This window comes from Marinobacter vulgaris (assembly GCF_003344045.1).
Taxonomy (GTDB): Bacteria; Pseudomonadota; Gammaproteobacteria; order Pseudomonadales; family Oleiphilaceae; genus Marinobacter; species Marinobacter vulgaris.
The window spans coordinates 105,590-129,976 of record NZ_QFWX01000006.1 but is presented as its reverse complement, the minus strand read 5'-3'; the positions used below and the strand labels follow the sequence as shown (position 1 = coordinate 129,976).

The following is a 24,387-nucleotide window of genomic DNA, read 5'->3' as shown; positions in this document are numbered from 1 at the left end:
CTTATTCAATCACTTCCGCCACGGGCCGCCGCAAGGATCGTGGCGTTTCAGGCCCGCGACCAATCCTCACAACAAGATCCGGCCTTCGATTCCCGACGCCCAGGAAACGGGCAAATTCCGCACGCAGTGAAGCCACCTCAACCGGCTGATTGATAAAGGCCGTCTTCAGCCCCAACGACGTTGCCTGCAAGGCAAGTCGCTCATAGCACCGGCCGGCCTCGATCCAGTGGGACCTGTCGTCGACATCCGATACCAGGACTGCAATGGCAGATGAGCTGCGGATGTGCCGGTCATCTTTCTGGTTCTGTTTTTTTGCAGAGAATCCGAAGCGCATCGCCAACAAACCAAGCCAGCGGGGCACCTCGGGGCTGCCCATGACCGGCCCATAAAGACCGTCACCGCTGGCAACTGCCTCCTGCCCGCTAAAACGGATCCAGGACTTGAGCTCCCGGGCCCACGCAGCATCGCGAAACTGGGCGGAATTACCTTCAGCGACGTACTGGGCTATCTGCTTCTTATGGTCGTCACCGGTGAACAGCATGATGGAGACGCCGTCACCCCGCCCGGCGTCTTCCAGCTGCTGCAACTCTTGCCCAGAGAGTTGCGTGCCATCGTATTCAACACGGCTACACTGCCGGTCGGGAATAGCTCCAAACAAGTGCGACCGAAAAGGGGTCGTTTCCTCAAAGTCAATCTGCACCCCGGCAGTGGCGGCGTCGAAGGAACAGCGACCTTTTAGCCCCGCGGCTTCCGCTGCCAGCAACAGATTCTCGGCGGCACAGCCAAGGCTCGCATACAGGTGATGGTCGTCGGGATCCACTGCCGGACAACGCCGTCGAAAATCCGGAAGAATCCGGATCCGGTTTTTCTCCGGTTTGAATAACCAGGGCTGGGTATTATGGCTGGACGCGGCCAGCGTCGCGTAGTGAACGAGCGCCGTGTAATCATGCGCTCCGTTATCCAGCGCCAGGTGACGCCGGGTTCTGTCTGCGCAGTCAGAGTAGCTCATCACGCCCTGGCTATCCGGAACAGAGCCTCCGGCGAAATCCGCTTGATCCAGAGCGCGGCCATTTCCTTGCCCTTGCCCACCGGAATCTCGCGCTTTTGCGCCTGCAGGCCCTTGAAGATAACGTCGGCGCATTCGTTTACATCCATGCCGCCGGCAATATCCTCGTCTTCTTCTCCATAGGCAGCCCCGTCTCCGGCGAGGGCATTGCGGGAGATGTCCGTGCGAATAAAGCCCGGGGTGATTGTGGAAACCTTCACACCCTGCCCTTCCACCTCTGCGCGCAGGGCGTCAAAAAATCCCATCACCGCGTGTTTGGCCGCGCAGTATCCGGTTCGCATCGGCGCACCAACCTTGCCAGCCACACTGGAGGTCACCGCAAGATGCCCGGCACCCTTTTCCAGCATGTGGGGCAATACCGCCTTGGTCAGTGCGATCTGGCCCATCACATCCACATCCATCAGTTTCTGGTACACCGCCATATCCGTGTCCTTGCATAATGAGCGCTGGGACACACCGGCGTTGTTCACCAGCAGATCAATGCTGCCGAAAGTATCAAGCACGGTCTGGACCGCGGCGGGCAGGGAGTCCCAGTCTGTCACATCCAGAGGCAGCACCAGCACTTCATTGGCCGCAAGGCCTGCTTCACGGCAACGGGTGGCAACCCGCTGCAGCTCGCTTTCTCGCCGGGCGGACAGAACCACCCGGGCACTGTCCTGCGCAAATCGAACAGCAAGGGCCTCACCGATGCCGGAGGAGGCGCCCGTGATCCAAACGGTTTGTGTGGGCATAACGGGTATATCCTTTAGGGTCAGGTTGTGTTGGCAACAGTCTGACAAAAAGACTACACCAGCCCCTGTTCCCTTGCCATCGCCATGGCCGCCTGGGGCCCTGTCCAGAGCGACGGTAGAATAATCAGCGACACGGGAATCGCCGTCAGCACGATAAACTGCTGCAAAACCCCGATCTGCCCGGCGCCCATGTACAGAAGAATGGCCGCCATCAGCGCCATGGCACCGCCCCAGAACACGCGAATCCAGGGGCTTGGCTCATCATGACCGGCGCCGACCATGGCAATGGCATAGCTCATGGAGTCGCCGGTGGTGGCCACGAAAATGGTGGTAAGCAGCAGAATTGCCGCCGCCATCCAGGTACTGCCGGGCAACGCCTGGGCCACCGTCAGCGTGGCCACATCAAAGCGGAAATTGTTCAGGGCTTCGGTGAGGTCAAATGTACCCGCCAACTGGTGATAAATGCCGGAACCACCAAGCAAGGTGAACCAGATGGTGGTGGCAATCGGGGCCAGCAGGGCCACCGCCAGGATCATCTCCCGTACCGTTCGCCCACGGGAAATCCGTGAGACGAAGACCGCCATCAGGGGTGTGTAGCCAATAAACCAGGCAAAGAAAAACACCGTCCACCACTTCATCCACCATGCCGGCGCGGTGTCTGCCGTCATGGTCGCCATGGCGAAGAAGGAACTTACGTACTCACCCATGGCTTGGGTGTAGGTGTTGGCCAGGAAAAGCGTAGGGCCGAAGATGAAAATCACGGCGGCAATCGCCAGCGCCAGCAGCACATTAAAGCGGCTGAGCAGCTGAATGCCTTTATGCAGCCCGGTCATGGCAGATGTCATGTAAACACCGGCGAGAATCACCAATACTGTCAGTTGCGTGCCATAGCCGTCAGGTACCCCAAACAGTTCGTGCAAACCAAAACTCATCTGGGTTGCCAGAAATCCGATCGGGCCAACGGTGCCTGCGACCACCGCAATCACACAGAAGGCATCGATCACACCGCCGAGGCGGCCCTGAATCACCTTTTCACCAAACACCGGATACAACAGTGTTCGCGGCTGAAGAGGCTTGCCCTGGCCATAATGGGCCCGGGTCAACACCAGTGCCGTCAGAGACCCCAGTACCGCCCAGGCAAGAAACCCCCAGTGGGTGAAAGACTGGGCCATGGCAGGCGCTACGGCCTCTGCCGTGCCCGCTTCGGTGTCAAACGCAGGCGGCGTTACCACAAAATGATACACCGGCTCGCCAGCGGCAAAGAACACTCCGCCACCCGCCAGCAACGTGCACATAATCATCGACAGCCAGCGGAAGCGGCCAATCTCCGGGCGATCAAGACCGCCAATTCGTGCCGACCCCGCGCGACTGAGGGCGGTGCCGATCGCAATGAAAAACGTCAGTAACAGCAGAAGCTGGAAAAAAGACCCCAGGTAGGTGGCGGTCCATGCAAAGCCGCGGCCGATAAGGTCGCTAACATACTCGCTGTTTACGATCGAAGCGCCAACAAACAGCAAAATAAAGCCGATGGTGAGTACCAGCACCACCGGATCGCTGTCAGCCAGAGCGCCTGATTTTGGCCGCGGCGCGGACGTAGATTTTGCGGTCATAGGATCTGTCTCTCGGGGAAAAAGCCGCGCAGGCTACAGGAAACGTGAGAATCATGCACTTCGCAGCACTCAATTACGGTTGGGCTGTGAGAATGCATCAAAGCGAAAACCGCTGTTGTTGTCTTAATTCGTCAACAATTATTGAACCACGAGACATGGGTGGTCCGTATTGGCTTGTGAGCTAACACAAAAAAGGACGTGTTCGACCATGACATTGCCAGTTCAGGAGAAACCATCGCCTGCCAACCACTCCGAATCGTTGCACTGGCGACCAGTGCTGCTCAGGACCCCCAACCTCGTCGAGGGCGCTCCAGAGAAAAAGCGCGAGGAAATTGCCCATTATTTCACGAACACTTTTGATACTTATACACGGCTCTTCGACTGCCTTGCCGATGATGCGGGTTATTTCCAAAAATCCATTCCGTTAAGACACCCGCTCATTTTTTACCTCGGGCATACCGCGACGTTCTTCATCAATAAGCTTGTGCTTGCGAAGCTTCTGCCCGAGCGTATTGACCCACACATGGAGTCTGTTTTTGCCGTCGGCGTGGACGAAATGAGCTGGGACGACCTTAACGACGACCACTACGAGTGGCCCAGTGTTTCTGCTGTGATGGATTACCGCGCCAAGGTACGTGCCAGCGTACTCGAGCTGATCGAATCCCTGCCGCTGAATCTGCCCATTAACTGGGAAAGCCCTTGGTGGCCGATCGTTATGGGCGTCGAGCATGAGCGCATTCACCTGGAAACATCCTCCGTTCTCATTCGCCAGCACGATCTGGCCAGAGTTCAGCCGCGGCCGGAATGGGCTCCCGTTGGTGAGACTGGTGAAGCGCCGGAGAACGCGCTGATTACGGTTCCTGCGGGCACGGTTCACCTCGGCAAAGCTTTTGACGACGCCTACTACGGATGGGATAACGAGTATGGGCAACACGAGGCGAGTGTTGACGAATTCAGTGCCAGCCAGTATCTGGTGAGCAACCAGGAGTTCCTGGAGTTCGTTGAGGCCGGCGGCTACGAACGGGATACCTACTGGAGCGACGAGGGAGCCTCATGGCGCCGGTTTGCCGGAGCCAAGTACCCCACTTTCTGGCGCTGGCACAATGACGGTTGGCACCTTCGCCTGATGACCGAAGAAGTGGAAATGCCCTGGGACTGGCCGGTAGAGGTGAACTACCATGAAGCCAAGGCTTTTTGTGAGTGGAAACGCCAGCAGACTGGCCAACCGGTCCGCCTGCCCACAGAAGACGAGTGGTATCGGCTCTGTTCGGTAGCGGGCGTTGAGGAAGTTGGAGCCAGTCCGGCGAATGCAAATCTGCACCTGGACCACGGTGCATCCTCGTGCCCTGTAACTCGTTTCAGACATCGTGACTGGTTTGATGTCGTCGGCAACGTCTGGCAGTGGGTGGAGACACCGACCTATCCCTTTGATGGCTTCAAGGTGCATCCCCTTTACGACGACTTCACCACACCCACTTTCGACGGCCAGCACAATCTCATCAAAGGCGGCTCCTGGATTTCCTGCGGCAACGAAGCACGGTTGGCAGCACGGTACGCATTCAGACCGCACTTTTTCCAGCATGCAGGCTTCCGCTATATCGCGTCAGATGCCGCGGTTGCCCAGCCCAACGCCTATTATGAAAGCGACCGGTTACTGACCGAGTACGCAGAATTCCACTTCGGTGATGCCTGGTTCGGCGTGGAAAACTTCCCCAAGGCGCTGGCAGACATGGCACTTCAATCCATGAAGGGCAAAACGACTCGCAAGGCCCTGGACCTTGGCAGTGCCTGTGGCCGATCGAGCTTCGAACTGGCCAGGACCTTTGATCAGGTGGAGGGAGTCGATTTTTCCGCCAACTTCATTCGCCTGGGCGTCGAGATGGCCGAGCAGGGCTCTATCCGCTACGCGCTTGCCGAAGAAGGAGAACTTGTCAGCTACCACACCCGCACCCTGAAAGAACTGGGACTGGAAAGTTTCGCTGACAAGGTTTCCTTCCATCAGGGCGACGCCTGCAATCTCAAACCTCAGTTCAGTGGTTACGACCTGGTATTGGCAGCCAACCTGATTGACCGGCTGTATCGGCCAGGACGGTTCCTGGACAGCATCCACGAACGCATCAACGATGGCGGAATTCTGGTCATTGCCTCACCCTATACATGGCTGGAGGAACACACGCCGAAGGAAGAGTGGATCGGCGGTTTCAAGAAAGACGGCGAAAACCACACTACTCTGGATGGACTGAAAGCTCATCTTGGCAGCTACTTCCGGCTCGTAGGTGAACCCAGGAAAGTGCCCTTCGTGATGCGCGAGACACAGCACAAATTCCAGCACACCCTTTCTGAGGTGACTATCTGGGAGCGACTGCCGCGCTGATCAGTGCGTCAATCTCCCGGCCGATCGCCTGATGAGCCACCAGTTGGTCGAACCAGCTGGTGGCTACCTCTGCATGCAATAACCCCATCAATGCACCAAGCACCATGCCCCTATGAACATTATCGCCACCCAGATTGGTGTTCACGCGAAGCGCAAGCCAGGGGTCCTTGTGATATTTGTAGGCCAGATACAGGACCACCGGCCAGGAATCCGAGATATAGCAGGCCGACGAATACAGTCGGCCCACCACCTGCAGGTCAGGCAGGTTGCGGCTCACCAGACCAGCAACATCAAGACCATCCGAACCTTTACCGGCTTCTACCAGAAGTGACTTTGCGCCCTCTTCGCCAGGACCCTCCATCAGGCCACAAAGCAGCCGTACGTAGCGGTTACAGACCGCCATCAACGACTCGTCCGGATGTGTCAACGCCACATGCTCACGGCACAGGGCCTGTATCTCGGACACTCCGGCACCCCGGAGCCGTTGTGAGAACACCAGAGATGCCACCGTCACAAGTCCGCCAACCGACGGCGTATCGTGGGTTACCATCGCGCATTTTTCTGGAGCCAACCCCTTCTGAAAGTTGGCAAAAAACCCTCGATGATAAGATTCGGCGTAGGTATCCGGGTGCGCGGGGGGATCGGCGGTCATGAAACCGATATAGTCTGAAAGATACACCTTTCGATCATATTCCCCTGCCGCACCAGCCAGCGCACGCATGAGAACACGGGTGCAATGCGCATTCAGCGTATTCTCGCCGGGCCCCATACCCTGGTGATAATGAACGCTGGGGACATCCCAGTACTTAGCCCGGCCCTTCAGAATGACATCGCCTACAATCGCCGAGGACGACTCATCGGGCGCTTTCCGGCCCTGACGACGGCCACCACTGCTGGTCGAATGCAGGGACATGATTGAGGAAGGGTGAAAATCCGGAGCAGCCTCAAACCGTTGAATACCACCAGGGAAGGCTTTCTCAATGTCCATCGGGTTGTAATACCAGTGCACCGGCATTGCCAGGGCATCGGCGACAAACTGAGTCTTTAGTGCACTGGCAACACGTTGTGAATAAGCAGAATCATTGTTCACGGACTAAATCTCCTGATAAAGCCTGAGCATTCGACATTGCAGGCTGCATTAAAAACCTCGCCCCACCGTCTATTTACGAAGCGCACCGTAGAAAACATCACCGCTGAGAACCATTCGCCGGATTGCTCGTAAGTCCTAACTGTCTCAAGACACCAAACGCCAAGAGATACCATGCATCGAGAGCAAATCAGCGAAAACACTCTGCGGTCGGGCACTGAAAACCTTGCAGAGCGGGATCCCGACCTCAATGGTATATTCATGCGGCTTGGCTACCCTCCCCTGTGGACGCGGGAGCCGGGTTTTGCTTCACTGGTCAGAATCATTCTCGAACAGCAGGTATCCATTAAAGCCGCCGCTACCATGTTTGAACGACTTGCTTCACAGCTCGGCGACGTATCAGCGGAGTCGATTCTCGACGCTGGCGAAAAGGGCCTGAGAGGCCTCGGGCTGACCCGACAGAAATCCCGTTACTGCGCAGAGTTGGCCCGGCAGACCGCAAGTGGGGAACTGCAGCTTGAACAACTCGGCGCCCTTGATGACGAGCAGGGACGAAAACGCCTGCTTTCGGTGCCCGGTCTGGGGCCCTGGACGGTCGACATCTACTATATGATGGCTCTGCGCCGGCCGGATGTCTGGCCACGGGGAGATCTGGCACTGGCCTCAGCGATACAGGACATCAAGCAACTAGGCTCGCGACCCACACCGGAGGCACAGCTGATGTTTGCCCGCCAATGGTCGCCATGGCGGGCTGTGGCTGCCCGCATGCTTTGGATGCACTATCTGGACGCCAGAGGACACTAGAGAGGAAATCATGATTTACGAAACCGATATGAAACACCTGGGACGCTGCATTGAACTGGCTACCATGGCGATTAAAAGCGGCAATCCGCCGTTCGGCTCGGTGCTTGTGGATGAAAGCGGCGCAGTGAGGTTCGAGGGGCATAACGAGACAGCCGGCGGCGACAATACCCGCCACCCCGAGTTTGAGATAGCCCGCTGGGCCGCAACCAACATGACACCGGACGAGCGCGCCGCGGCAACCGTATACACCTCCGGAGAACACTGCCCCATGTGCGCCGCTGCCCACGGTTGGGTTGGGCTGGGCCGAATCGTTTACGCCAGTTCCTCGGAGCAACTATCAACCTGGCTCGACGAGATGCACGCAACACCACCAGCAGTGGCAACGCTGCCGATCAATCAGGTGGTTCCCGGGGTGCCGACCGAAGGTCCATTCCCGGCGCTATCAGACGCGGTTCGTGATCTTCACAGGCGCTTTCACTCACAACAAAAAGCAGACGACAGAGCCTGAAGCCCATGCGCATTCGCGTTACTCATCAACGGATTACGATCGCCTTACAGCTGGTACTGCTCGCCGAGACCGTGTTCGCCATCTGGGGCCAGCGCTGGTTTACCGCCTTCCTGACAGCAATGATTATCGCAATCACCTTCTTCCCGTTGTTGTTTGAGCGCCGGTTCCGGATTCATATCCCGCCAGAGCTGCAGCTTGCTGCCATCGTTTTCGTATTTGCCTCCCTGTTCCTGGGCGAGATCCGCGATTACTACACCCGGTTCTGGTGGTGGGACATGGCACTGCATACCATGTCCGGCTTTTTGCTGGGCATCCTCGGCTTCCTGCTGGTCCACATCATGAACGAAACCGAGAAAATCCACGTGCATATGAACCCCGGTTTCGTGGCCTTCTTCGCCTTCATGTTTGCTCTGGGTGTTGGCGCGCTCTGGGAGATTTTCGAGTTCACCATGGATTCGCTGTTTGGCATGAACATGCAAAAGCCCATGCTGGGCGACCCCTCGGGCCTGACAGATACCATGTGGGACCTGATTGTCGATGCCCTCGGGGCGCTGGTGATCTCGGTACTGGGCTGGCGTTATCTGAAAAACCCGGACCAGCGGTCGTTCCTGGAGCGCTGGATCGACTCTTTCATCGAGCGCAACCCCAGGTTCTTCAGGCGGTAAAACAGGGGCAGTGATTCAGCCAAAGTAATCCTGTATCCACTGAAACAGCGTCGCTGTGTCCACATCGGGCAGCGGCACCTGCTTGAAATCTTCACCGACCTCATCGTCGATGGTGACAAACTGATAGAGAAGAACACCAGGCTGCTCATCGTGCAGAATAAGCGTAATTCGCCGACGGGTGCGCAGACAGTCGATAGTCATGACGTCGGCAGGTATACCGGCATCACGCATGCCCCGGCGCACTTCCACCACCGGATTGATATGCTTATGAGCGGCCTGGATGCGGGCGTGGGCATCGCTGGCCATGTCGGCCAGGGCTTTCAGGGGATCTTCAGACATTTTATTCAACCACTCCTGAGCGGGGAACCAGACAGTTCATTGCCGTAATGGACATATCCCTGAATACGGCCTCCGAGGCGATCACACCCGGAAATCTGTCGTAGATTGCGCGCCGGCAGGACGAGGTCCGGGACTCCGCTTCATTGGCGCACTCGGTATGCACCTCTGAGCCACGATTCTGTCCCGTTGCATCTTCACAAAGTGCCGGGATCTGGGTAACCACCCAGTCCATGGCAACACTGCGCTCAACCGGGTTCGCGGCCAGATTTGTGAAGCGGCTGGCAGCAACCGGCTCCGGCTGGTCCCGGGTTTGCTCCCACAGAACAAACAGCAGAGCTGCGGATACCAGTACGATGGTGACCTTTGGAATCTTCATGAACGCCTTTCAATCCGATGGAACAGGCAGCGGATGATAAACGCTGGGGCATGTGCTGTCTCGGTCTGCGCAGCTATACTGACCGGGAATTTTCTTTTCGGGCCGGGAACGGTTAACGGTCCTATCACTCAAACTGCAAGGAGTCTGGTCTATGACCACATTGATCGTCGGTCTGGTTCTGTTTCTCGGGGTGCACTCACTCTCCATCGTTAACGAACCGTTGCGGAATCGCCTGCACGACTCCCTGGGCGAGATCCCCTTCAAGGGGCTCTACGGACTGGTTTCTCTCGTCGGCCTGGTACTGATCGTGTGGGGTTACGGCGCTGCCCGCATGGATCCGACGGTGATCTACACGCCACCGGGCTGGCTCAGGCACCTGTCCTTTCTGCTTCTGGTGCCGGTCTTTCCGCTCCTGTTTGCCACCTATTTCCCGGGCAGGATCAAGGCAAAGGTGGGACATCCGATGCTGGTGGCCGTCAAACTCTGGGCACTGGCTCATCTGCTGGCCAACGGCATGCTCCATGACCTGCTGCTGTTCGGTTCCTTCCTGGCGTGGGCCATAGTGGACCGGATTTCCATGAAGCGAAGGACTCAGCGGCCGATCCCCACTCTGCCGGCCAGCAATGCGAATGATGCCATTGCGGTTGTCGGCGGCCTGGCGGTGTATGTGGTCATGGTGATCTGGGCTCATCAGTGGCTGTTTGGTGTGGCACCGGTCTAATTTTCAGCCCTTTTATTCCCCGCATCCATCCCCACAGACTTGGTTAACGCGTCCCTTGAAGAACGCGTTGATTCTTGTTTTACCGGGATGGAGGATTGATGCAAAGGACCATCGTCAGCCTGTCTTCGCTGATTATCAGTATTATCCTGCTCATTATGGGCAACGCCTACCTTATGACCCTGCTGGGCCTGCGGCTCAGTATCGAGGAGTTCAGTGCCAGCGTCATCGGCTGGATCCTGGCATTCTATTCCATTGGTTTTGTGGCCGGCACACTCTACGCCGGTCGGATCATTGAAAAAGTCGGCCACATTCGGGCATTTGCAGTCTTTGCGGCCGTGCTGACGGCGTCGATACTGATTTACCCGATGGCGATTGAGGCCAACCTGTGGGGCGCCCTCCGGGCTGTGGGTGGCTTTGTCATGGCAGGCCTGATGATCGTCATGGAGAGCTGGTTCAGCAGCAAGGCTGACAACCGCAACCGGGCGAGCCTGTTCGCCATTTACCAGATCGTTTTCTTTCTCTCCACTGCAGGCGGGCAGGTACTGATCCGCGTGGCCGATCCATCCGGCTTTATCCCGTTTTCCCTTGCCGCGGTTCTCGTTGTACTGGCGCTGACCCCGCTGTCGATGACCCGTCGCGAATCGCCAAGCATCACCCAGAGCGAACGCCTGTCACTGACCAGTCTCTATCGCAAATCGCCAGCAGGCACGATGGGCGCACTTATTGCCGGGCTGCTGATCAGCGCGTTCTACGCCATGGGGCCGGTGTTCGCCAACCGCATAGGCCTTGACCTCGGCCAGCTCTCCAATTTCATGGCGTCAGCCATCGTCGCCGCCATGTTACTGGCCTGGCCCATCGGCCGTATCTGCGACCGCTTTGACCGCTACCGTGTCATGCTGGTGGTGGCAATTATCGCCGCTGTCAGCAGCCTCGTGGCGGCAGCCATCAGCAACTACAGCGTCATCGTGCTGGTGCTTTTCGTTGGCCTGTACATGGGGCTCAGTGCTGCCATTTACCCCATCGCGGTTGCCATCACCAATGACCTGATGGAAAGCCACCAGGTGACCGCCGCAAGCACTGCGCTGCTGTTGAGCTATGGGCTGGGAAGCATTATCGGGCCGCTGGTCAGTGCGCTTTTCATGGAGCTGCTGGGAGCCCACGGACTGTTTATCAGCAATGCTCTTATCCTCGCGTGCCTGATACTGTTCATGCTGATAGGACCGGGCCGCAGCCATCCCGAAGTGACGCAGCAAGAGCACTACTACACCACAACCCCGGAAGCCGCCCTGGGTGTATCAGAGCTGGACCCCAGATACACGGAATTGGAGGAAGCTGCTGACGCGGAGGTTGCAGAGAACGCCGGAACCGGAGAACCTGATGACCACAACCGCTAGCGGCATTGATCCGAAAGCTGCGAGAAACGAATAAATTCGAACTCGTTCGCCAACACGCCGGCCATGTGACCAATGTGTGCCGGCGTAATTTCGCAACAGCCGCCAATAACCCTCGCACCGTCCGCCAGCCATTGCCGTACCTGTGTGGCATAGGCTTCTGGAGAAATGTCCTCCCGGGCCTCGAGTTCATCCACCGAACCGCCGCTGGCCATTGGCTCCACTGACTTGAAGGCATTGGCATAACCGCCAACACACGGATACAGCTCAACCAGTTCTGGCATAGAGGCAGACACCAGGTCGGGGTCGCAACAATTCAAAAGCACGGCCGTGGGGGCGTGGGGTTTCACCGCTGCAACCGCTTCGGACAGGGTTTCACCAGACCTGAGCCTGCCATCGGCTTCGAGGCGAAAGGCCACACCAAAGGGCTTTCCCAACCCCTGCACGGCGGCACAGGCAGCACGCGCCTCCAAACTGTTGCTCATGGTTTCAATCAGGAACACGTCAGCGCTGGCCTGCAGCTCAACCAGGGTGGCGTACTCGTTCCGGAGATCCTCAAAAGAGCGGTCTGGCTGTGCCTGATAGCTGCCGACTAAAGGCGCAAGACAGCCGGCAATATCCACCGCTACGCCGGTAACGTCAATGGCCTGCTCCAGGGCCTGAAATGCCTGCCTGTGAATGGCCCCCATCTGCTCGTACACCCCCTGCCTGCGCAACCGTGTTGGTGTGGCCGCATAGGTATTGAGGGTCAGGGTTCTTGCCCCGGCCCGGATAAAATCCGCATGCACCGCCGTAACAATATCTGGCTGCTCCAGCATCACTGCAACAGACCACAGCGGAGAACTCACGCTGCTTGCCCTGCGATAAATCTCCTGGCCCAGGCCACCATCAAGCAGTGCTATGGATCTCATACAGCGCTTTGCTCCTTTCAAGTAGGTTCTCAGCAGGCCAGCCGTTCGATAACGCACCGCCCATGTGCAATTGCACCAATCATAACCATAAATCCAGACGGGAATAACCCGTTCAAAGAACCCCGTTTACATGCCTGCCTGTATATTTAAAGCGTTTTCGCGCTTATGGCACAACGGTTGCAGTTGCAGTAGTGACCTCAGTTAACAACCAAGATTGTGAAGGAGTCATCCGTGCAACTGAAACGCTTCAAAACCCTGTGGGGGCACGAGGGGTCGTTAGCGCAAGCCATCGACCAGGTCAACGAAGCCGGATTTTCCGGTATCGAGGCGCCCGCACCTGACAACAGGGAGGAGGCCGACGCATTCGGGAAGGCCATGTCTGAAAACGGCCTTCTCTGGATTCAGGAAGTGTGCACCACTGGCAGCTATGTGCCAAGGCGTGATGCCACTATTGAGGAGCACCTGAAAGATTTTGAGACAAAACTGTGCAGCGCTGAGAAGACCGGCCTGAAACCCGAGTTCGTCAATGTGATGGGCGGTTGCGATGCCTGGTCCATCGACAACTCGGTGCGCTTTTTCTCGGAAGCCCAGAACATCGCCGACAAGCTTGGTATCCCGGTGAGTTTTGAAACCCACCGGGGTCGCAGTTTCTTCAGCCCCTGGAACACGGTCGCCATTCTGGAAAAAGTTCCTGAGATCGATGTCACCTGTGATTTCAGCCATTGGGCCGTTGTCTCCGAGCGCCTTCCCCATATTGAGTGGGATTGCATCGAACGCACCGCCAGCCAGGCACGGCATGTCCACGCCAGAGTGGGCTACGACCAGGGCCCGCAGGTTCCTCACCCGGCCGCCCCTGAGTACGCCGAGGCCCTTGTCTCTCATCAATCCTGCTGGGAGGCGGTCTGGGAATCGCAGACCAGGCGAGGACTCGATTACTCCGCCATGACACCTGAATTCGGCACCGACGGATATCTACACCTGTTGCCCTTCACCCAGGCGCCCATTGCCGATCTCTGGTCTCTCAATCGCTGGATCGGCGAGGAAGAGCTTGCTCATTTTCAACGCTGGCAATCTTCCCCGGCCAAAACGTCAAAGATCGCCTGAAACAGCAAGTTGAACTGCACAGCAAGGAGAACCCAGGACCATGCCTAACCTGACTCAGCATTTACGCCATTCGGACGGTGTCTGGCCGCTGACGCTTGTGCTGGCCTACATCCTCATCACCTACATCGGCGGCTGGCTGCTCATGGCCCGCCCCGGATTTCTCCTGCCCGCCCTGGGCGTTATCGCCTGTGGACACGGTATGGTGATTGCCGCCTACCTGGTGCATGACTGCGCTCACAACGCCCTTTTCAAAAAGACCGAACACAATACCCGCCTTGGTAAATGGCTTAACTGGGTCAGCGGTGGCAGTTACGGTACTTACGAGGATCTGCGCTACAAGCACATGCGCCACCACGTTGATAACGCCGATCCGATTTCATTCGATTACCGCGCCTGGCTGAAAGCCCACCCCAAAATCGAAAAAGTAATCTTTGCACTGGAGTGGTGCTATATCCCGGCAGTCGACATCCTGATGCATGCAGTTCTGATGGTGGCACCATTCACGCCCATCGGTAATCCCGCCCACCGGAAACGTGCGGCGGCGGTTCTCGTGACCCGGTTTGCACTACTTGCAACTCTGGCCGTCTGGAGCGTCAAGGCTGTTCTGCTCTACGCTCTTGCCTATGGGCTGGCACTCACGGTGTTACGCTTTTTCGACGCCTATCAACACAATTATGAAATCGTGGTCAACCTGAATGACCCGCACGCGGAACTGCCACACAAGGGAAATCGGGAGTACGAGCAAAACAATACGTACAGCAACCTCGTTTCCCGTCGCTGGCCCGTGCTTAACCTGCTTGTGCTTAATTTCTGCTACCACAACGCTCACCACGCCAAGCCGACCATGCCCTGGTACAAGTTGCCAGCGCTTCATAACGAGCTCTTCGGCGATACCTACACCCGCACCGTCGGTATGAAAGGGCAGGTCAAGAGCTATCACCGCAACCGCATCGCCGGTATCTACGCAGAAACCTACGGCCAGGTTGAAGTGCCAGCGGCCCTGCGGGACGGAAAAGCCGTTCCGGTTTACGGACTCAGCTTCCTGACCGCCTTCTGAGGCAATCCCCATGACCGCAAAACTCTCTGAAACAGCGACGCGGCACACGATGATTCCGAAAACGGCCACCGAAGCGCCATCCGGAAAACGGTCGGATCACTGGTTCGACTTCAATCAGACTATCCCGGGCGCACAGCGCTTCATGCTGGGAACAGTTGGCTGGCTCGCTTTCCTTCTGTTCTGGCAGGTGACTTCCCAGCTGGAGTTTGCTCCGGATCGCCTTTATCCCGGTCCAGCCGCAGTTTTCAGCTCACTACAGGAACTGTTTCTCGAGAAAGGTTTTTTCAGCGATGTGGTTTCCAGTGTTACCCGCATCGTGATCAGCTTCGGCATTGCTATTCTGATTGCCCTGCCCCTTGGCTTGCTGATGGGCTCATTCGCCCGGGTAGACAGTCTTCTTAATCCGCTTCTGGGCGCATGGCGTTACCTTCCGGCTCCAGCCTTTATTCCACTGCTGCTGATGTGGCTGGGCACCGGCGATACCCAGAAAATTACCCTGTTGCTGATGGGTGTGGTTTTCTTTCTGGTGATCATGCTTGCCGATGTTACCCGGCAAACCCCAAGGGTGCTTATCGAAACTGCAAAAACCCTCGGCGGCGGGCGCCGTATTATTCTGTGGACCGTGCTGTTCCGCCACTCGCTGCCTGGCTACGTCGACACCTGCCGACAGATGCTAGCCGTCAGCTGGACTTACCTTGTGATCGCCGAAATTGTCGCTGCGACCGATGGCATTGGAGCCATGATGATGCGGGCCAAACGCTTTGTGCATGTGGACGACATTATGGCGGGCATCGTCACCATCGGGGTACTCGGGCTGCTTTTTGACATTCTGTTCAGGCTGGTTTACCGCAAATGCTTTCCCTATCTCGGCCGCGAGCAATCCTGATGACACCACTCGACTTTCTTCCTGAAACCAAGAGGTAATAGAACATGAAATGGCTTAAATGCAGTGTCTCTCTGATCGCACTCACACTGTTCTCGGGCAATGCCCTGTCGGCTGAAACCGTGAGACTGTCGCTGTTCTCCTGGCCGGGGTATGGCTTCTGGTTTGTTGCCCAGGAGAAGAATCTGGCACCGGATCTCGATCTTGAAATCACCATTATCGAGGATCCCTACGAGAGTTTTGCCCTGATGTCGGCAGGTGTTCTGGATGTCACCTCCAGCACCGCCGAATATGCGCCGATTGCTGCCGACAAGGGCGTGCCCGTAAAAATGGTGACCTACACCAATCCTTCCTACGGCACCGACAAGATCGTGCTCGCGCCAGGCTTCGAAAGCGCGGAGGATCTGAAAGGCGAATCGGTTGCCGTACTTGAAGGCGGCCTGACCCAGATTTTTATGGGCATATGGCTGGAAGAAAATGGCGTGGGTATTGATGAAGTCGAATTCACCAACCTGATTATGGACGACGCTGTAGGCGCGCTGGTGGGTGGTGACGTCAGCGCCGCTGAATTCTGGGAACCGTTTGGCTCCCAGGCGCTGGCTGCCCTGCCCGGTTCAACCGTCGTTGCATCCTCAGAGGAACCGGGCTGGATTGAAACAGCCCTGCTGGGAGATGCCATGTACATGAGCGATTCTTTCCTTGAAGAGAAACCGGAGACCGCTACCAGGGTCATGCAGGCTTACTTCGATGCAGTGGACTACTGGAAAGCCAACCCTGCCGAAGCCAATGAAATCATTGCCAAGGCGCTGAGATTTCCGGTGTCCGACGTCGAGAAAGTCATCGGGTCAACCGGCGAAATCCATAAGGGCGGCATCTGGATCTTCGACAAGACCCAGGCCGCGAAGTATATGGGACTGGTACCCGGCGAGCTGCCGCTTGGCCTGCCCAATGGCCAGGTTACCAACAACTGGGAAACAGTCACCGACTGGTGGCTTAAGTTCGGACTCATTGACGAGCGTCATCCGCTGGAAGCAGGGGTCGATATGACACCGCTGAAAGCCATTCTTGAGTCCACTCAATAAAAGGAGCGATTGCCATGCTTTCAGCCAGGGGTCTTTCAGTGTCCGGCATCAGCAAAAGTTTTCAGTCTGGTGGTCGGACCATCCTTGCACTGGACGACATTTCGCTGTCGTTGCCTGCGGGCAAGGTGGGAGTTCTGCTCGGCCCCTCTGGCTGTGGCAAATCCACGCTGCTTCGCATGATAGCGGGCCTGGAGACACCATCGGGAGGCGGCATCACTCTCAATGACCGGGCAGTCTACAGGCCCGCTCGTGACCGGGGCATGGTGTTTCAGGACTACACCTCGTTCCCGTGGCTGACCGTGCGCGATAACGTTGCCTATGGCCTGAAAATCAATGGCGACAGCAGTGCGCTTAACGAGGGCACTGTTGACCACTTCATCCGTGCAGTTGGTTTGGACAAATTCGCAGATGCCTATCCTCACCAGCTGTCCGGGGGCATGCGACAGCGGGTGGCCATCGCGCGAACCCTCGCTAATTATCCGGACTTGCTGCTGATGGATGAGCCCTTCGGTGCCCTGGATCCGGAAACCCGCTGGCAAATGCAGGACCTTCTGTTGAGCGTGGTTCGCAAAGAGCGCACCACCGTCATGGCCGTGTCCCATGACATCGAGGAAGCACTCTACCTGGGTGACGTCGTGTTCTTCCTGTCGCGGCACCCGGGGCGGCTGAAGGAAACCCTGTACCCGGATTTCAAAGCCGGGCTGCCGGAAAACGACCGGGAGGCATTCCTGCAATCCGACGATTATCGACGCCTTGACCTCCACATCCGTCGCCTGATGCGTGACGAAGGGCGCGATGCTGCCTGATGGAGGCGACGCCCCGGGGATTCTCTGATGCCCAGAGAGGATTTCCTACCTCTACCCCTCGATTCGCTCTCCGTACTCAAGAGTTGGCAGGGAAGACATGTGCTTCTAGTGCCGGCAAGTCCGCAATGGTCGGAAATGGACTTTGCGGCTGCAATCGAGAGCCGGAGCAAGCTCAAACACCTGTTCGGCCCGAAAGACCCCTGGGCACTAGCCCCGTAAACTCGCAGTCAACAATCTTTACAGTCGTTTAAAATTGTAAACGCTCACTATCACTGCAAACTCCGGGCATCATACCAGTCACCCAGCCTGATCGATAAAAACTATAAATAACAGAAACTTAATGGCTATAACCGACCTCCTGAATGTGTAACCTTCGATCACAACGTGTATCCCTCCGTAAGCGCCAAATTTCTGACGAGTCCAGCCCGACAAACCCGGAACCAGTCCGCATATAACCAAAAAATGCCGCTGTATGATTCGACCGAATTCGTCAATTAACGGGTGCGAAACATGTCATATTGCGGCAAATTTTTATCGAAGCATGGACTGCTGACCTTATCTACGGTGGCTCTGCTCTCGGGCTGCGGTCTGGACATGGGCTCTGAAGACAGCAGCACGGCAGCGCAATCCCAGAGCACAAACGAGCCGACGGTTGCGATCGCAGGTGCGGCCATGAAAGGCGTCATCCAGCAGGGTCTGGTGACCGCCAACCGGCTGATTTCTGACAAAGACGGCTATTATGCCCCTCATCGACAGGCCGCAAAGCCCGTATTAACAGCTGATGACGGCAGTTATGAGTGGCATCTGCGCGGAAAGGCGGATAGCTGGGCCCTGGTAGAACTCCAGGCCAACGACAATACCCGCATGCTCTGCGACGTTGTGCCCCAATGCGATCAGAACGGCGCCAACCCTGTTGCCTTTGGCCAGCCCATGGCACTGGACAGCGACTTCAGCCTGCGCGGAGCCGGCGACCTGGTCACCGAAACCATCAACCTGACCCCGCTGACCCATCTGGCCGTGGCCCTGGCGGAACGCAGTGCCGACGGCTTTTCTCCGGAGGCCCTATCAGCGTCTTACGGCACGGTAGAAGGATGGTTCGGCCTGGCTGCCGGTTCCCTGCGGCTACCCCCCCCGGACCTGACTCGGCTTGAAGACGCCGACAGCGTGTCCGCCGATGCCTTGCAGCTGGCCGTTGCCAACGCCGCGTTTCTGGCACTGGTAAATGACAGCGCCCGGTGGGACTCAATTTCCCAGGTGTTGAACAACGTCGCCACCCAGGTCACTGAAACCGGCCAGATCAGCATGATGGGAGATGACACAAACGTGGCGCTGGCGGATCTGATTGAAGTCGCAGCGGTGCAGGCCGCTGAGCTTCAGGTCACGGTGGATTCGAGCATTGTCAGCCAGCGGCTGGGGTTAATTAAGACCCGGAGCGTTCATCACCTCAAAACCATTGCGGATGTTTACGAAGACAGTGATACCACGGTTGCCGAAACCGGGGAAACTGCCAACGATACAACGGAGGACACCAGCAGCGACACCACCACTGATACCGTAACCGACACCACTGAGGACACTACCGGCAGCGTCGAGGAAACCGCCGGTACCGGAGGCAACACCAGCGGTGACACCATCGCCGATACAGATACAGGCACCGGGACCGACACCAGCGATACGTCAACGACCGAAACGACCGAGGAAGTCACCATTGCCGCCAACACCGCCCTGCTGAGCTGGACCGCGCCGCTGACCCGCGAAAACGGTGTCAGCCTGGCCATGGGTGAAATCGCCGGCTTTGAGGTGGTCTACGGCACCAGCGCGGAGACTCTCGATCAGAGCATCGACATCGAAGATGCCTCTGTCGATAAACTGCTGGTGGAGGAACTTACCGAGGGGACCTGGTATTTCGCTATCCGTACCCTGGACACCGATGGCAATCGCAGCCGGCTGTCAGAGGTTGTCCATAAGCAGATCTGAATAAAGCTCCTGTTGCGACTAAAGACTCATCGAAACGGGTGTATGGTCGTATGTACCGGGGGATCAGCGCATGATGCACTGATCCCCCAACAACCAACTGCAGGAGAATAACCATGACAACAGCCTCCACCACACTCAGGGACCTGAACGGCCTCGGTCAGGAGCCGTCAAAGCTGTCCGAATCTGCCCTGATCATGATCGACTGCCAGAACACCTACCGTGAAGGCATCATGAAGCTTGAAGGGGTGGAAGAAGCCCTTGAGGAAGCCCGTAAACTGCTGGAGAAAGCACGCGCAGAGGGAGTCCCAGTGTTCCATATCCGCCACGATTCCGGCCCGGGCTCACCTTATGATGTCAACGACCGCATTGGCGCCATCGCCGATATCGTCGCCCCGAAAGAGGGCGAGCCAGTCATTACCAAGAACTTCCCCAATTCATTCGTGCAGACCGACCTGGACGAGCAGCTCAAAGCCAAAGGTGTGAAAAACATCATTCTTGCCGGCTTCATGACCCATATGTGCGTGAACTCCACGGCCCACGGCGGGTTCAATCTTGGCTACGCACCCACGGTGGTCGCCAGCGCAACGGCAACCCGTCCGCTGCAGGCAGCCAATGGCAAAGTGCTTTCCGCGCAGGCAGTTCACGACGGCGCACTGGCTTCGACACGGGACCTTTACGCTGCTGTCGTCGACAGCGTGGCAGACTTGCCCGCCTGATCAATGGCGGCGCATACGATTTCTCAGCTTCTGGAGAATGTGCGCCCCACGTGAGTGCGGCACATAGCGGGACCCTGAGTTTGAGTGGGCACTCAAAGCGGTGACAGTGACCAGGATCAGTCCCATACCGAAAAACTGGATGCCCGCCAGACTCTCGTTCAGCAGCATTACGCCGAACAGTGAAGCCGTGACCGGCTCGACCATGGCCACGATCGACGCCACGGTTGGTGCCGTATTACTCAGCCCGACGATATAGAAAATGAAAGAAAACCCGGCGCCCAGTACGCCCAGGGTCAGGAACATCGGCCAGTCGGGCGTACTCAGTACAGCCACCACCTGGTCGGAGCCGGCCGGCCAGATCAGTACCAGGGCAAGAACAGCGAACGCAATGGTCAGAATAGCCTGTGGGCTTCCATACCTTCCTGCGTACTTGAAACCGAATATGAACATTGCATAGGAAAGTCCCGCAAGCAGGCCGGCGCCAATGCCGGTCGGCGTTATTCTGCTGCCTCCGACATCATAGATTCCGGTGAGCAGGGCAATACCGATGATAACAACCACGATGGCAGCAAGCTTGAATGCGGTCAGCTGCTCAATCTTGAGGATGAAAGAAACCAGAAAGACAAACACAGGGGCGCAGTACATCAGAGTCGCCGCAACCGCGACACTGCCCTCCGAGATACTCAGGAAATAGAACGAGAAGTTGCCCGCCACCCCCAGGCCGGCAACGACCGACCATAGCCACAGCCGCGGGTTGGCGAGCCCACTGTGACCCGGACGCAAGAGCAGCCAGGCAAGCACGAACAACAGGCCGATAATGCCCCGGTAGAACGACACCACGAATGAACCCCACCCCTCATCCAGAAGGATGCCGCCGATACCACCGGCGAGCCCCCAGCAGACTGCCGTGAGCGCGACAAGCATCGCGCTTCTCATTGCGCCATAATCGGTTTGCCCTGCACCTCTCTCGGCCACACTATTCTCCCTTTCAGTCAAACATGATCCAATGTAGCTCAAAGAGACTATGCTACCCCACACGTCAAACAAATTAACGGAGGCCACGCCATGAAACTCGCTACGCTCTGCAAACCCGGCGGACTGGATCAACTTCAGATCACCAACGCGCCCGAGCCCGGAAAACCCGGCCCGGGCGAAGTGCTGGTACGAATCCACGCCAATTCCCTCAACTTTCACGACTATGCCGTGGTGGCTGGCGCCATACCCACCGAAGACGGCCGTATTCCCATGGCAGACGGCGCAGGCGTGGTTGAGGCGGTCGGCGCGGGGGTCAGCGAATTCAAGACAGGCGATCATGTTGTGTCCACCTTTTTCCCGAAATGGGAAAATGGCCCGGCGCCCATCGACAACTTCACCACCACCCCGGGCGACGGTATCGACGGTTACGCCCGCGAGCAGGTGATTGCGCCGGTACAGGGCTTTACCCATGCCCCCAGGGGCTTCAGCCACGCGGAGGCCTCAACCCTGACGACGGCGGGCCTGACCGCATGGCGTGCGCTGGTTGTCAACGGCGGCTTGAAAGCTGGCGATACGGTACTGACCCTTGGCACCGGTGGCGTTTCCATCTTTGCCTTGCAGTTCGCCAAAATGATGGGCGCACGGGTGATATCCACCTCATCTTCCGACGAAAAGCTCGAGCGCCTGACTGCCATGGGGGCCGACCACACCATCAACTACAAAACCACACCGGCCTGGGGTCAGCGCGTGCTCGAACTGACCGGTGGCCAGGGCGTTGACCATGTAATAGAGGTGGGCGGCCCGGGAACCCTGCCAGAATCCATAGATGCCGTGCGCATCGGCGGCCATATTGCTTTGATTGGCATACTTACCGGCCAGGCCGGGGACGTACCGACCGCCAAGCTCATGGCGAAACAGGCCCGCCTGCAGGGCCTGATCGTCGGCAGCCGCGCTCACCAGCAGGAAATGATAAGCGCCATTGAGGCCAACGATTTGCAGCCGGTCATCGACCGCTCCTTTACACTGGAGGAAATTGCCGATGCGTTCCGCTACGAAGAATCCGGCAGGCACTTTGGTAAGATCTGCCTCGAGTTTTAACCGGGCTCGGCCGCATCCGGCGCTGCGGAGGACAGCGCCGGCTTGCCCGTTGCCTCTGCCACTGTTCTGGCGGTCCGCTCCAACGTCAGTGCCAGCCGCTCAAACATGCCTTCGATGGTGATGGTTTTCTGATCCGGGTCCCCCTGGGCATGGATCGCCTCAAGCAGTCTGGCGCTCACCTTACGGAATGCGGGATTCACGGTACCCCGTGCGCTTGCGAGATAGGTATCGGCCAGGGTTTGCTGCCACTCATCCAGAAGCACATTAACGGCGGGACTGCGATGGTCCTTAATCAGCCGGCGAAGACGAATCGACACATGCCCCAGATTAAGCCCGGTGAACCCCAAGTCTGTCATGTAGCGGTCGTTGCTCCCGGAACTCTGGTCATAATTGGCCAGCCGCAACAGGCGTTCCCCCATACGACCGTTGAACCAGTTTTCCGGATTCTGGTGATCGTCAATTGCGGCCAGATCACGGGCCGTTGACCTCAGCAGGCGGCGCTGCATAAACCGGCTGTCAGGCGGCGTAATGAGTTTGAATACCCAATAGAGAATGCTGATTCCCACAAACAGGCCCAGTGCAATATTGATCGCGCTTTCACCACTGAATGTCATGCTGTTGCTGGGCTGCGTGATGATGGTGAACGGAATACAGAAGCCCAGCCCGTAGGGCAGCGTGGCACGATCGGCAAGAGCCAGCAGGCCGAAGAAATAGGGGCCGGCGAGAACCAGTATCAGCAGCTCGACATTGCCACTGGCACGGGATAACAGGCCCAGCCCGAAGACCAACGCCACGGGAATCGCCACCGTTGCACCAATCAGCACCCGGCGCAGGATAGGCGTCAGCTCCGCCAGCGAGAATCGGGCAAACATCACCGAAAACACCACGGGCATGATCATGATCATCAACGCCGCCGAGCTTGCCGTCTGGATCCAGATCATCGCCCCGATTGCGAATATCACGGCCGTGCGAAAGCCATTGATCAATCCGACCAGAGGATCCCGGTGGGTTTGCAGCATGGGCGCCTTCAGCAACGTCTTGTCACGGCTTTCCAGTGCATTGTAGGCCCGCAACACCACCACCAGGTCACTCACCAGCTCCAGTGCCGTCCTGGTCAGGCGCACAACGATGGCGGACTCGTTCCTGAACCCGCTTCGCTGCTCCAGCAGAGAACGGCGCAGCAAATGGGCAAGCCGGTAGCCTTCCTGATAGCTGTCTGCTTCGGCGATCGCCCCGAAATAGTGGCGCAACTGGCTGAGCACCTCGCTGAATGCGGGCGACACCAGGTCACCATGGTTGCGTTGGAAGCGCCCGAGAATCTGAGTAACCGCCAGCAGCGACATTACTTTGTTGCACAACAGATTGGCTGCCCTGCCCCGGCCAGAGCCTTCCGGGCCCTCGTAGGTAACGGCGCTGGAATCGTCATTAAGCGCCACCAGGGTTTCGAGAATCTCGTCGGCATGCTGGTGCCGCTGTTTGTGGGAGCTTCCTGGCTCGAGCTCCAGCTTAAGATATGCCAGGGTTTTGTTGATCACCTTCCGGGCGTTCACGCGCAGGCCGTCTTTTACGGTCACCGGCCACAACAACTGGCTGACCAGCATGGCGCATACGGCGCCGGTCGTAATCTCGCTGATGCGCGCCTGGGCGATGGTAAACACCGCCTGGCTGTTTGTTGTGCCGGCATCTGCCATCACCAGGATAACCACCAGGCCGGCTGTCATCCCTGCCATCGCGAAGGCATAGATATAATTGAGGTTGTGCACCATCGAGGAGGCTGCTGAATTCAGGCCAATCCACAGTGTTAACAGGCCCAGCGCCAGAAGCGGATACGGTGTCAGCAACGCAAGCACCAGAATACCAAAGCCACCGCCAGCCGCCGAACCCACGATCAGGCAAAGCGCTTTCTCGATTACCAGCCCGCTTTCCGGGCGGATCTGCAGGAAAATCGCGGAAACCATCGCCCAGTAGGGCCGGTCCAGCTGCAGCGCCATTGACACAAACAACGCCAATGCCATGGCAACAACACCCTTGATGGCGAAGATCACGGCGTATCGGTTGGGTGTCAGGAGTTGCGCCATTAGCGGATGCAGAGACATCGTTGCGGGC

General features: G+C 57.7%; 23 protein-coding genes. 14 read left to right on the top strand and 9 right to left on the bottom strand.

Annotated elements, in window-relative coordinates:
* Window position 1: 1 nt before the first annotated feature.
* Genes DIT71_RS14005 through DIT71_RS13995 form a run of 3 tightly spaced genes read right to left on the bottom strand, consistent with a single transcriptional unit; the run spans window position 2 to window position 3,407 of the window.
* Window positions 2–1,009 (bottom strand): Acg family FMN-binding oxidoreductase, encoded by a 1,008-nt coding sequence (locus DIT71_RS14005; protein ID WP_199491021.1) that lies wholly within the window; start codon window positions 1,007–1,009, stop codon window positions 2–4.
* Window positions 1,009–1,797: an SDR family oxidoreductase gene (locus DIT71_RS14000; protein WP_114613844.1), complete on the bottom strand. Its 789-nt coding sequence runs from the start codon at window positions 1,795–1,797 to the stop codon at window positions 1,009–1,011. Before DIT71_RS14000 ends, DIT71_RS14005 begins: the two co-directional genes overlap by 1 nt.
* A 53-nt stretch (window positions 1,798–1,850) precedes the next feature.
* A complete protein-coding gene (locus DIT71_RS13995; RefSeq protein ID WP_114613843.1) occupies window positions 1,851–3,407 on the bottom strand; it encodes a BCCT family transporter in 1,557 nt (518 codons plus the stop codon).
* Between the two features lie 208 nt (window positions 3,408–3,615).
* On the opposite strand from DIT71_RS13995, the gene ovoA reads away from it, so the two are divergent.
* On the top strand, window positions 3,616–5,781 hold the full coding sequence (gene ovoA, locus DIT71_RS13990) for a 5-histidylcysteine sulfoxide synthase (protein WP_114613842.1): 2,166 nt from the start codon (window positions 3,616–3,618) through the stop codon (window positions 5,779–5,781).
* Here ovoA and DIT71_RS13985 read toward each other — a convergent pair.
* Complete coding sequence (locus DIT71_RS13985) at window positions 5,756–6,871, bottom strand: ADP-ribosylglycohydrolase family protein (protein ID WP_114613841.1); 1,116 nt, start codon at window positions 6,869–6,871, stop codon at window positions 5,756–5,758. The two genes, ovoA and DIT71_RS13985, sit on opposite strands and share 26 nt — an antisense overlap.
* Before the next feature lie 171 nt (window positions 6,872–7,042).
* On the opposite strand from DIT71_RS13985, the gene DIT71_RS13980 reads away from it, so the two are divergent.
* From DIT71_RS13980 to DIT71_RS13970, 3 genes are read left to right on the top strand one after another with little or no spacing between them, the layout of a single operon-like run.
* Complete coding sequence (locus DIT71_RS13980; RefSeq protein ID WP_114613840.1) at window positions 7,043–7,672, top strand: DNA-3-methyladenine glycosylase family protein; 630 nt, start codon at window positions 7,043–7,045, stop codon at window positions 7,670–7,672.
* Between the two features lie 10 nt (window positions 7,673–7,682).
* Window positions 7,683–8,180: a nucleoside deaminase gene (locus DIT71_RS13975; protein WP_227538137.1), complete on the top strand. Its 498-nt coding sequence runs from the start codon at window positions 7,683–7,685 to the stop codon at window positions 8,178–8,180.
* A 5-nt stretch (window positions 8,181–8,185) separates the two neighbouring features.
* Complete coding sequence (locus DIT71_RS13970) at window positions 8,186–8,845, top strand: hypothetical protein (RefSeq protein ID WP_114613839.1); 660 nt, start codon at window positions 8,186–8,188, stop codon at window positions 8,843–8,845.
* A gap of 15 nt (window positions 8,846–8,860) precedes the next feature.
* On the opposite strand, the gene DIT71_RS13965 is transcribed toward DIT71_RS13970, so the two are convergent.
* Together DIT71_RS13965 and DIT71_RS13960 are read right to left on the bottom strand one after the other, a co-directional pair.
* Complete coding sequence (locus DIT71_RS13965; RefSeq protein WP_114613838.1) at window positions 8,861–9,184, bottom strand: hypothetical protein; 324 nt, start codon at window positions 9,182–9,184, stop codon at window positions 8,861–8,863.
* Between the two features lies 1 nt (window position 9,185).
* The gene (locus tag DIT71_RS13960; RefSeq protein ID WP_114613837.1) at window positions 9,186–9,560 is read right to left on the bottom strand and encodes a hypothetical protein; all 375 of its coding nucleotides are present in this window, start codon (window positions 9,558–9,560) and stop codon (window positions 9,186–9,188) included.
* A gap of 151 nt (window positions 9,561–9,711) precedes the next feature.
* Between DIT71_RS13960 and DIT71_RS13955 the strand changes: the two genes are divergently transcribed.
* Both DIT71_RS13955 and DIT71_RS13950 read left to right on the top strand, forming a co-directional pair.
* Window positions 9,712–10,281, top strand: coding sequence for an NnrU family protein (locus DIT71_RS13955; RefSeq protein WP_114613836.1), 570 nt, complete (start codon window positions 9,712–9,714; stop codon window positions 10,279–10,281).
* Between the two features lie 98 nt (window positions 10,282–10,379).
* Window positions 10,380–11,675 (top strand): MFS transporter, encoded by a 1,296-nt coding sequence (locus DIT71_RS13950; protein ID WP_114613835.1) that lies wholly within the window; start codon window positions 10,380–10,382, stop codon window positions 11,673–11,675.
* Here DIT71_RS13950 and DIT71_RS13945 read toward each other — a convergent pair.
* The gene (locus DIT71_RS13945; RefSeq protein WP_114613834.1) at window positions 11,672–12,583 is read right to left on the bottom strand and encodes a homocysteine S-methyltransferase family protein; all 912 of its coding nucleotides are present in this window, start codon (window positions 12,581–12,583) and stop codon (window positions 11,672–11,674) included. The genes DIT71_RS13950 and DIT71_RS13945 overlap by 4 nt on opposite strands.
* Before the next feature lie 231 nt (window positions 12,584–12,814).
* Here DIT71_RS13945 and DIT71_RS13940 point away from each other — a divergent pair, with 231 nt between their 5' ends.
* From DIT71_RS13940 to DIT71_RS13910, 7 genes are all read left to right on the top strand, one after another.
* Window positions 12,815–13,687 carry a sugar phosphate isomerase/epimerase family protein gene (locus DIT71_RS13940; protein ID WP_114613833.1) on the top strand — a complete coding sequence of 291 codons (873 nt, stop codon included), beginning with the start codon at window positions 12,815–12,817 and terminating at the stop codon, window positions 13,685–13,687.
* 40 nt (window positions 13,688–13,727) lie between these two features.
* Complete coding sequence (locus DIT71_RS13935; RefSeq protein WP_114613832.1) at window positions 13,728–14,744, top strand: fatty acid desaturase family protein; 1,017 nt, start codon at window positions 13,728–13,730, stop codon at window positions 14,742–14,744.
* Window positions 14,745–14,754: 10 nt separating this feature from the next.
* Window positions 14,755–15,630: an ABC transporter permease gene (locus DIT71_RS13930; RefSeq protein ID WP_227538136.1), complete on the top strand. Its 876-nt coding sequence runs from the start codon at window positions 14,755–14,757 to the stop codon at window positions 15,628–15,630.
* A gap of 44 nt (window positions 15,631–15,674) precedes the next feature.
* Window positions 15,675–16,709 carry an ABC transporter substrate-binding protein gene (locus tag DIT71_RS13925; protein WP_114613831.1) on the top strand — a complete coding sequence of 345 codons (1,035 nt, stop codon included), beginning with the start codon at window positions 15,675–15,677 and terminating at the stop codon, window positions 16,707–16,709.
* A 14-nt stretch (window positions 16,710–16,723) separates the two neighbouring features.
* Window positions 16,724–17,515 carry an ABC transporter ATP-binding protein gene (locus tag DIT71_RS13920; RefSeq protein WP_114613830.1) on the top strand — a complete coding sequence of 264 codons (792 nt, stop codon included), beginning with the start codon at window positions 16,724–16,726 and terminating at the stop codon, window positions 17,513–17,515.
* A 594-nt stretch (window positions 17,516–18,109) separates the two neighbouring features.
* Window positions 18,110–19,492, top strand: coding sequence for a fibronectin type III domain-containing protein (locus DIT71_RS13915; RefSeq protein WP_114614073.1), 1,383 nt, complete (start codon window positions 18,110–18,112; stop codon window positions 19,490–19,492).
* 113 nt (window positions 19,493–19,605) lie between these two features.
* A complete protein-coding gene (locus DIT71_RS13910; protein ID WP_114613829.1) occupies window positions 19,606–20,208 on the top strand; it encodes a cysteine hydrolase family protein in 603 nt (200 codons plus the stop codon).
* Here the strand turns inward: DIT71_RS13910 and DIT71_RS13905 are convergent, their stop codons facing one another.
* Entirely contained in the window at window positions 20,209–21,183 is a 975-nt protein-coding gene (locus DIT71_RS13905) for a DMT family transporter (RefSeq protein WP_227538135.1), read from the bottom strand.
* Window positions 21,184–21,273: 90 nt separating this feature from the next.
* Between DIT71_RS13905 and DIT71_RS13900 the strand changes: the two genes are divergently transcribed.
* A complete protein-coding gene (locus DIT71_RS13900) occupies window positions 21,274–22,281 on the top strand; it encodes a zinc-dependent alcohol dehydrogenase family protein (RefSeq protein WP_114613827.1) in 1,008 nt (335 codons plus the stop codon).
* On the opposite strand, the gene DIT71_RS13895 is transcribed toward DIT71_RS13900, so the two are convergent.
* Complete coding sequence (locus DIT71_RS13895) at window positions 22,278–24,377, bottom strand: FUSC family protein (RefSeq protein ID WP_114613826.1); 2,100 nt, start codon at window positions 24,375–24,377, stop codon at window positions 22,278–22,280. The genes DIT71_RS13900 and DIT71_RS13895 overlap by 4 nt on opposite strands.
* Between the last annotated feature and the right edge of the window lie 10 nt (window positions 24,378–24,387).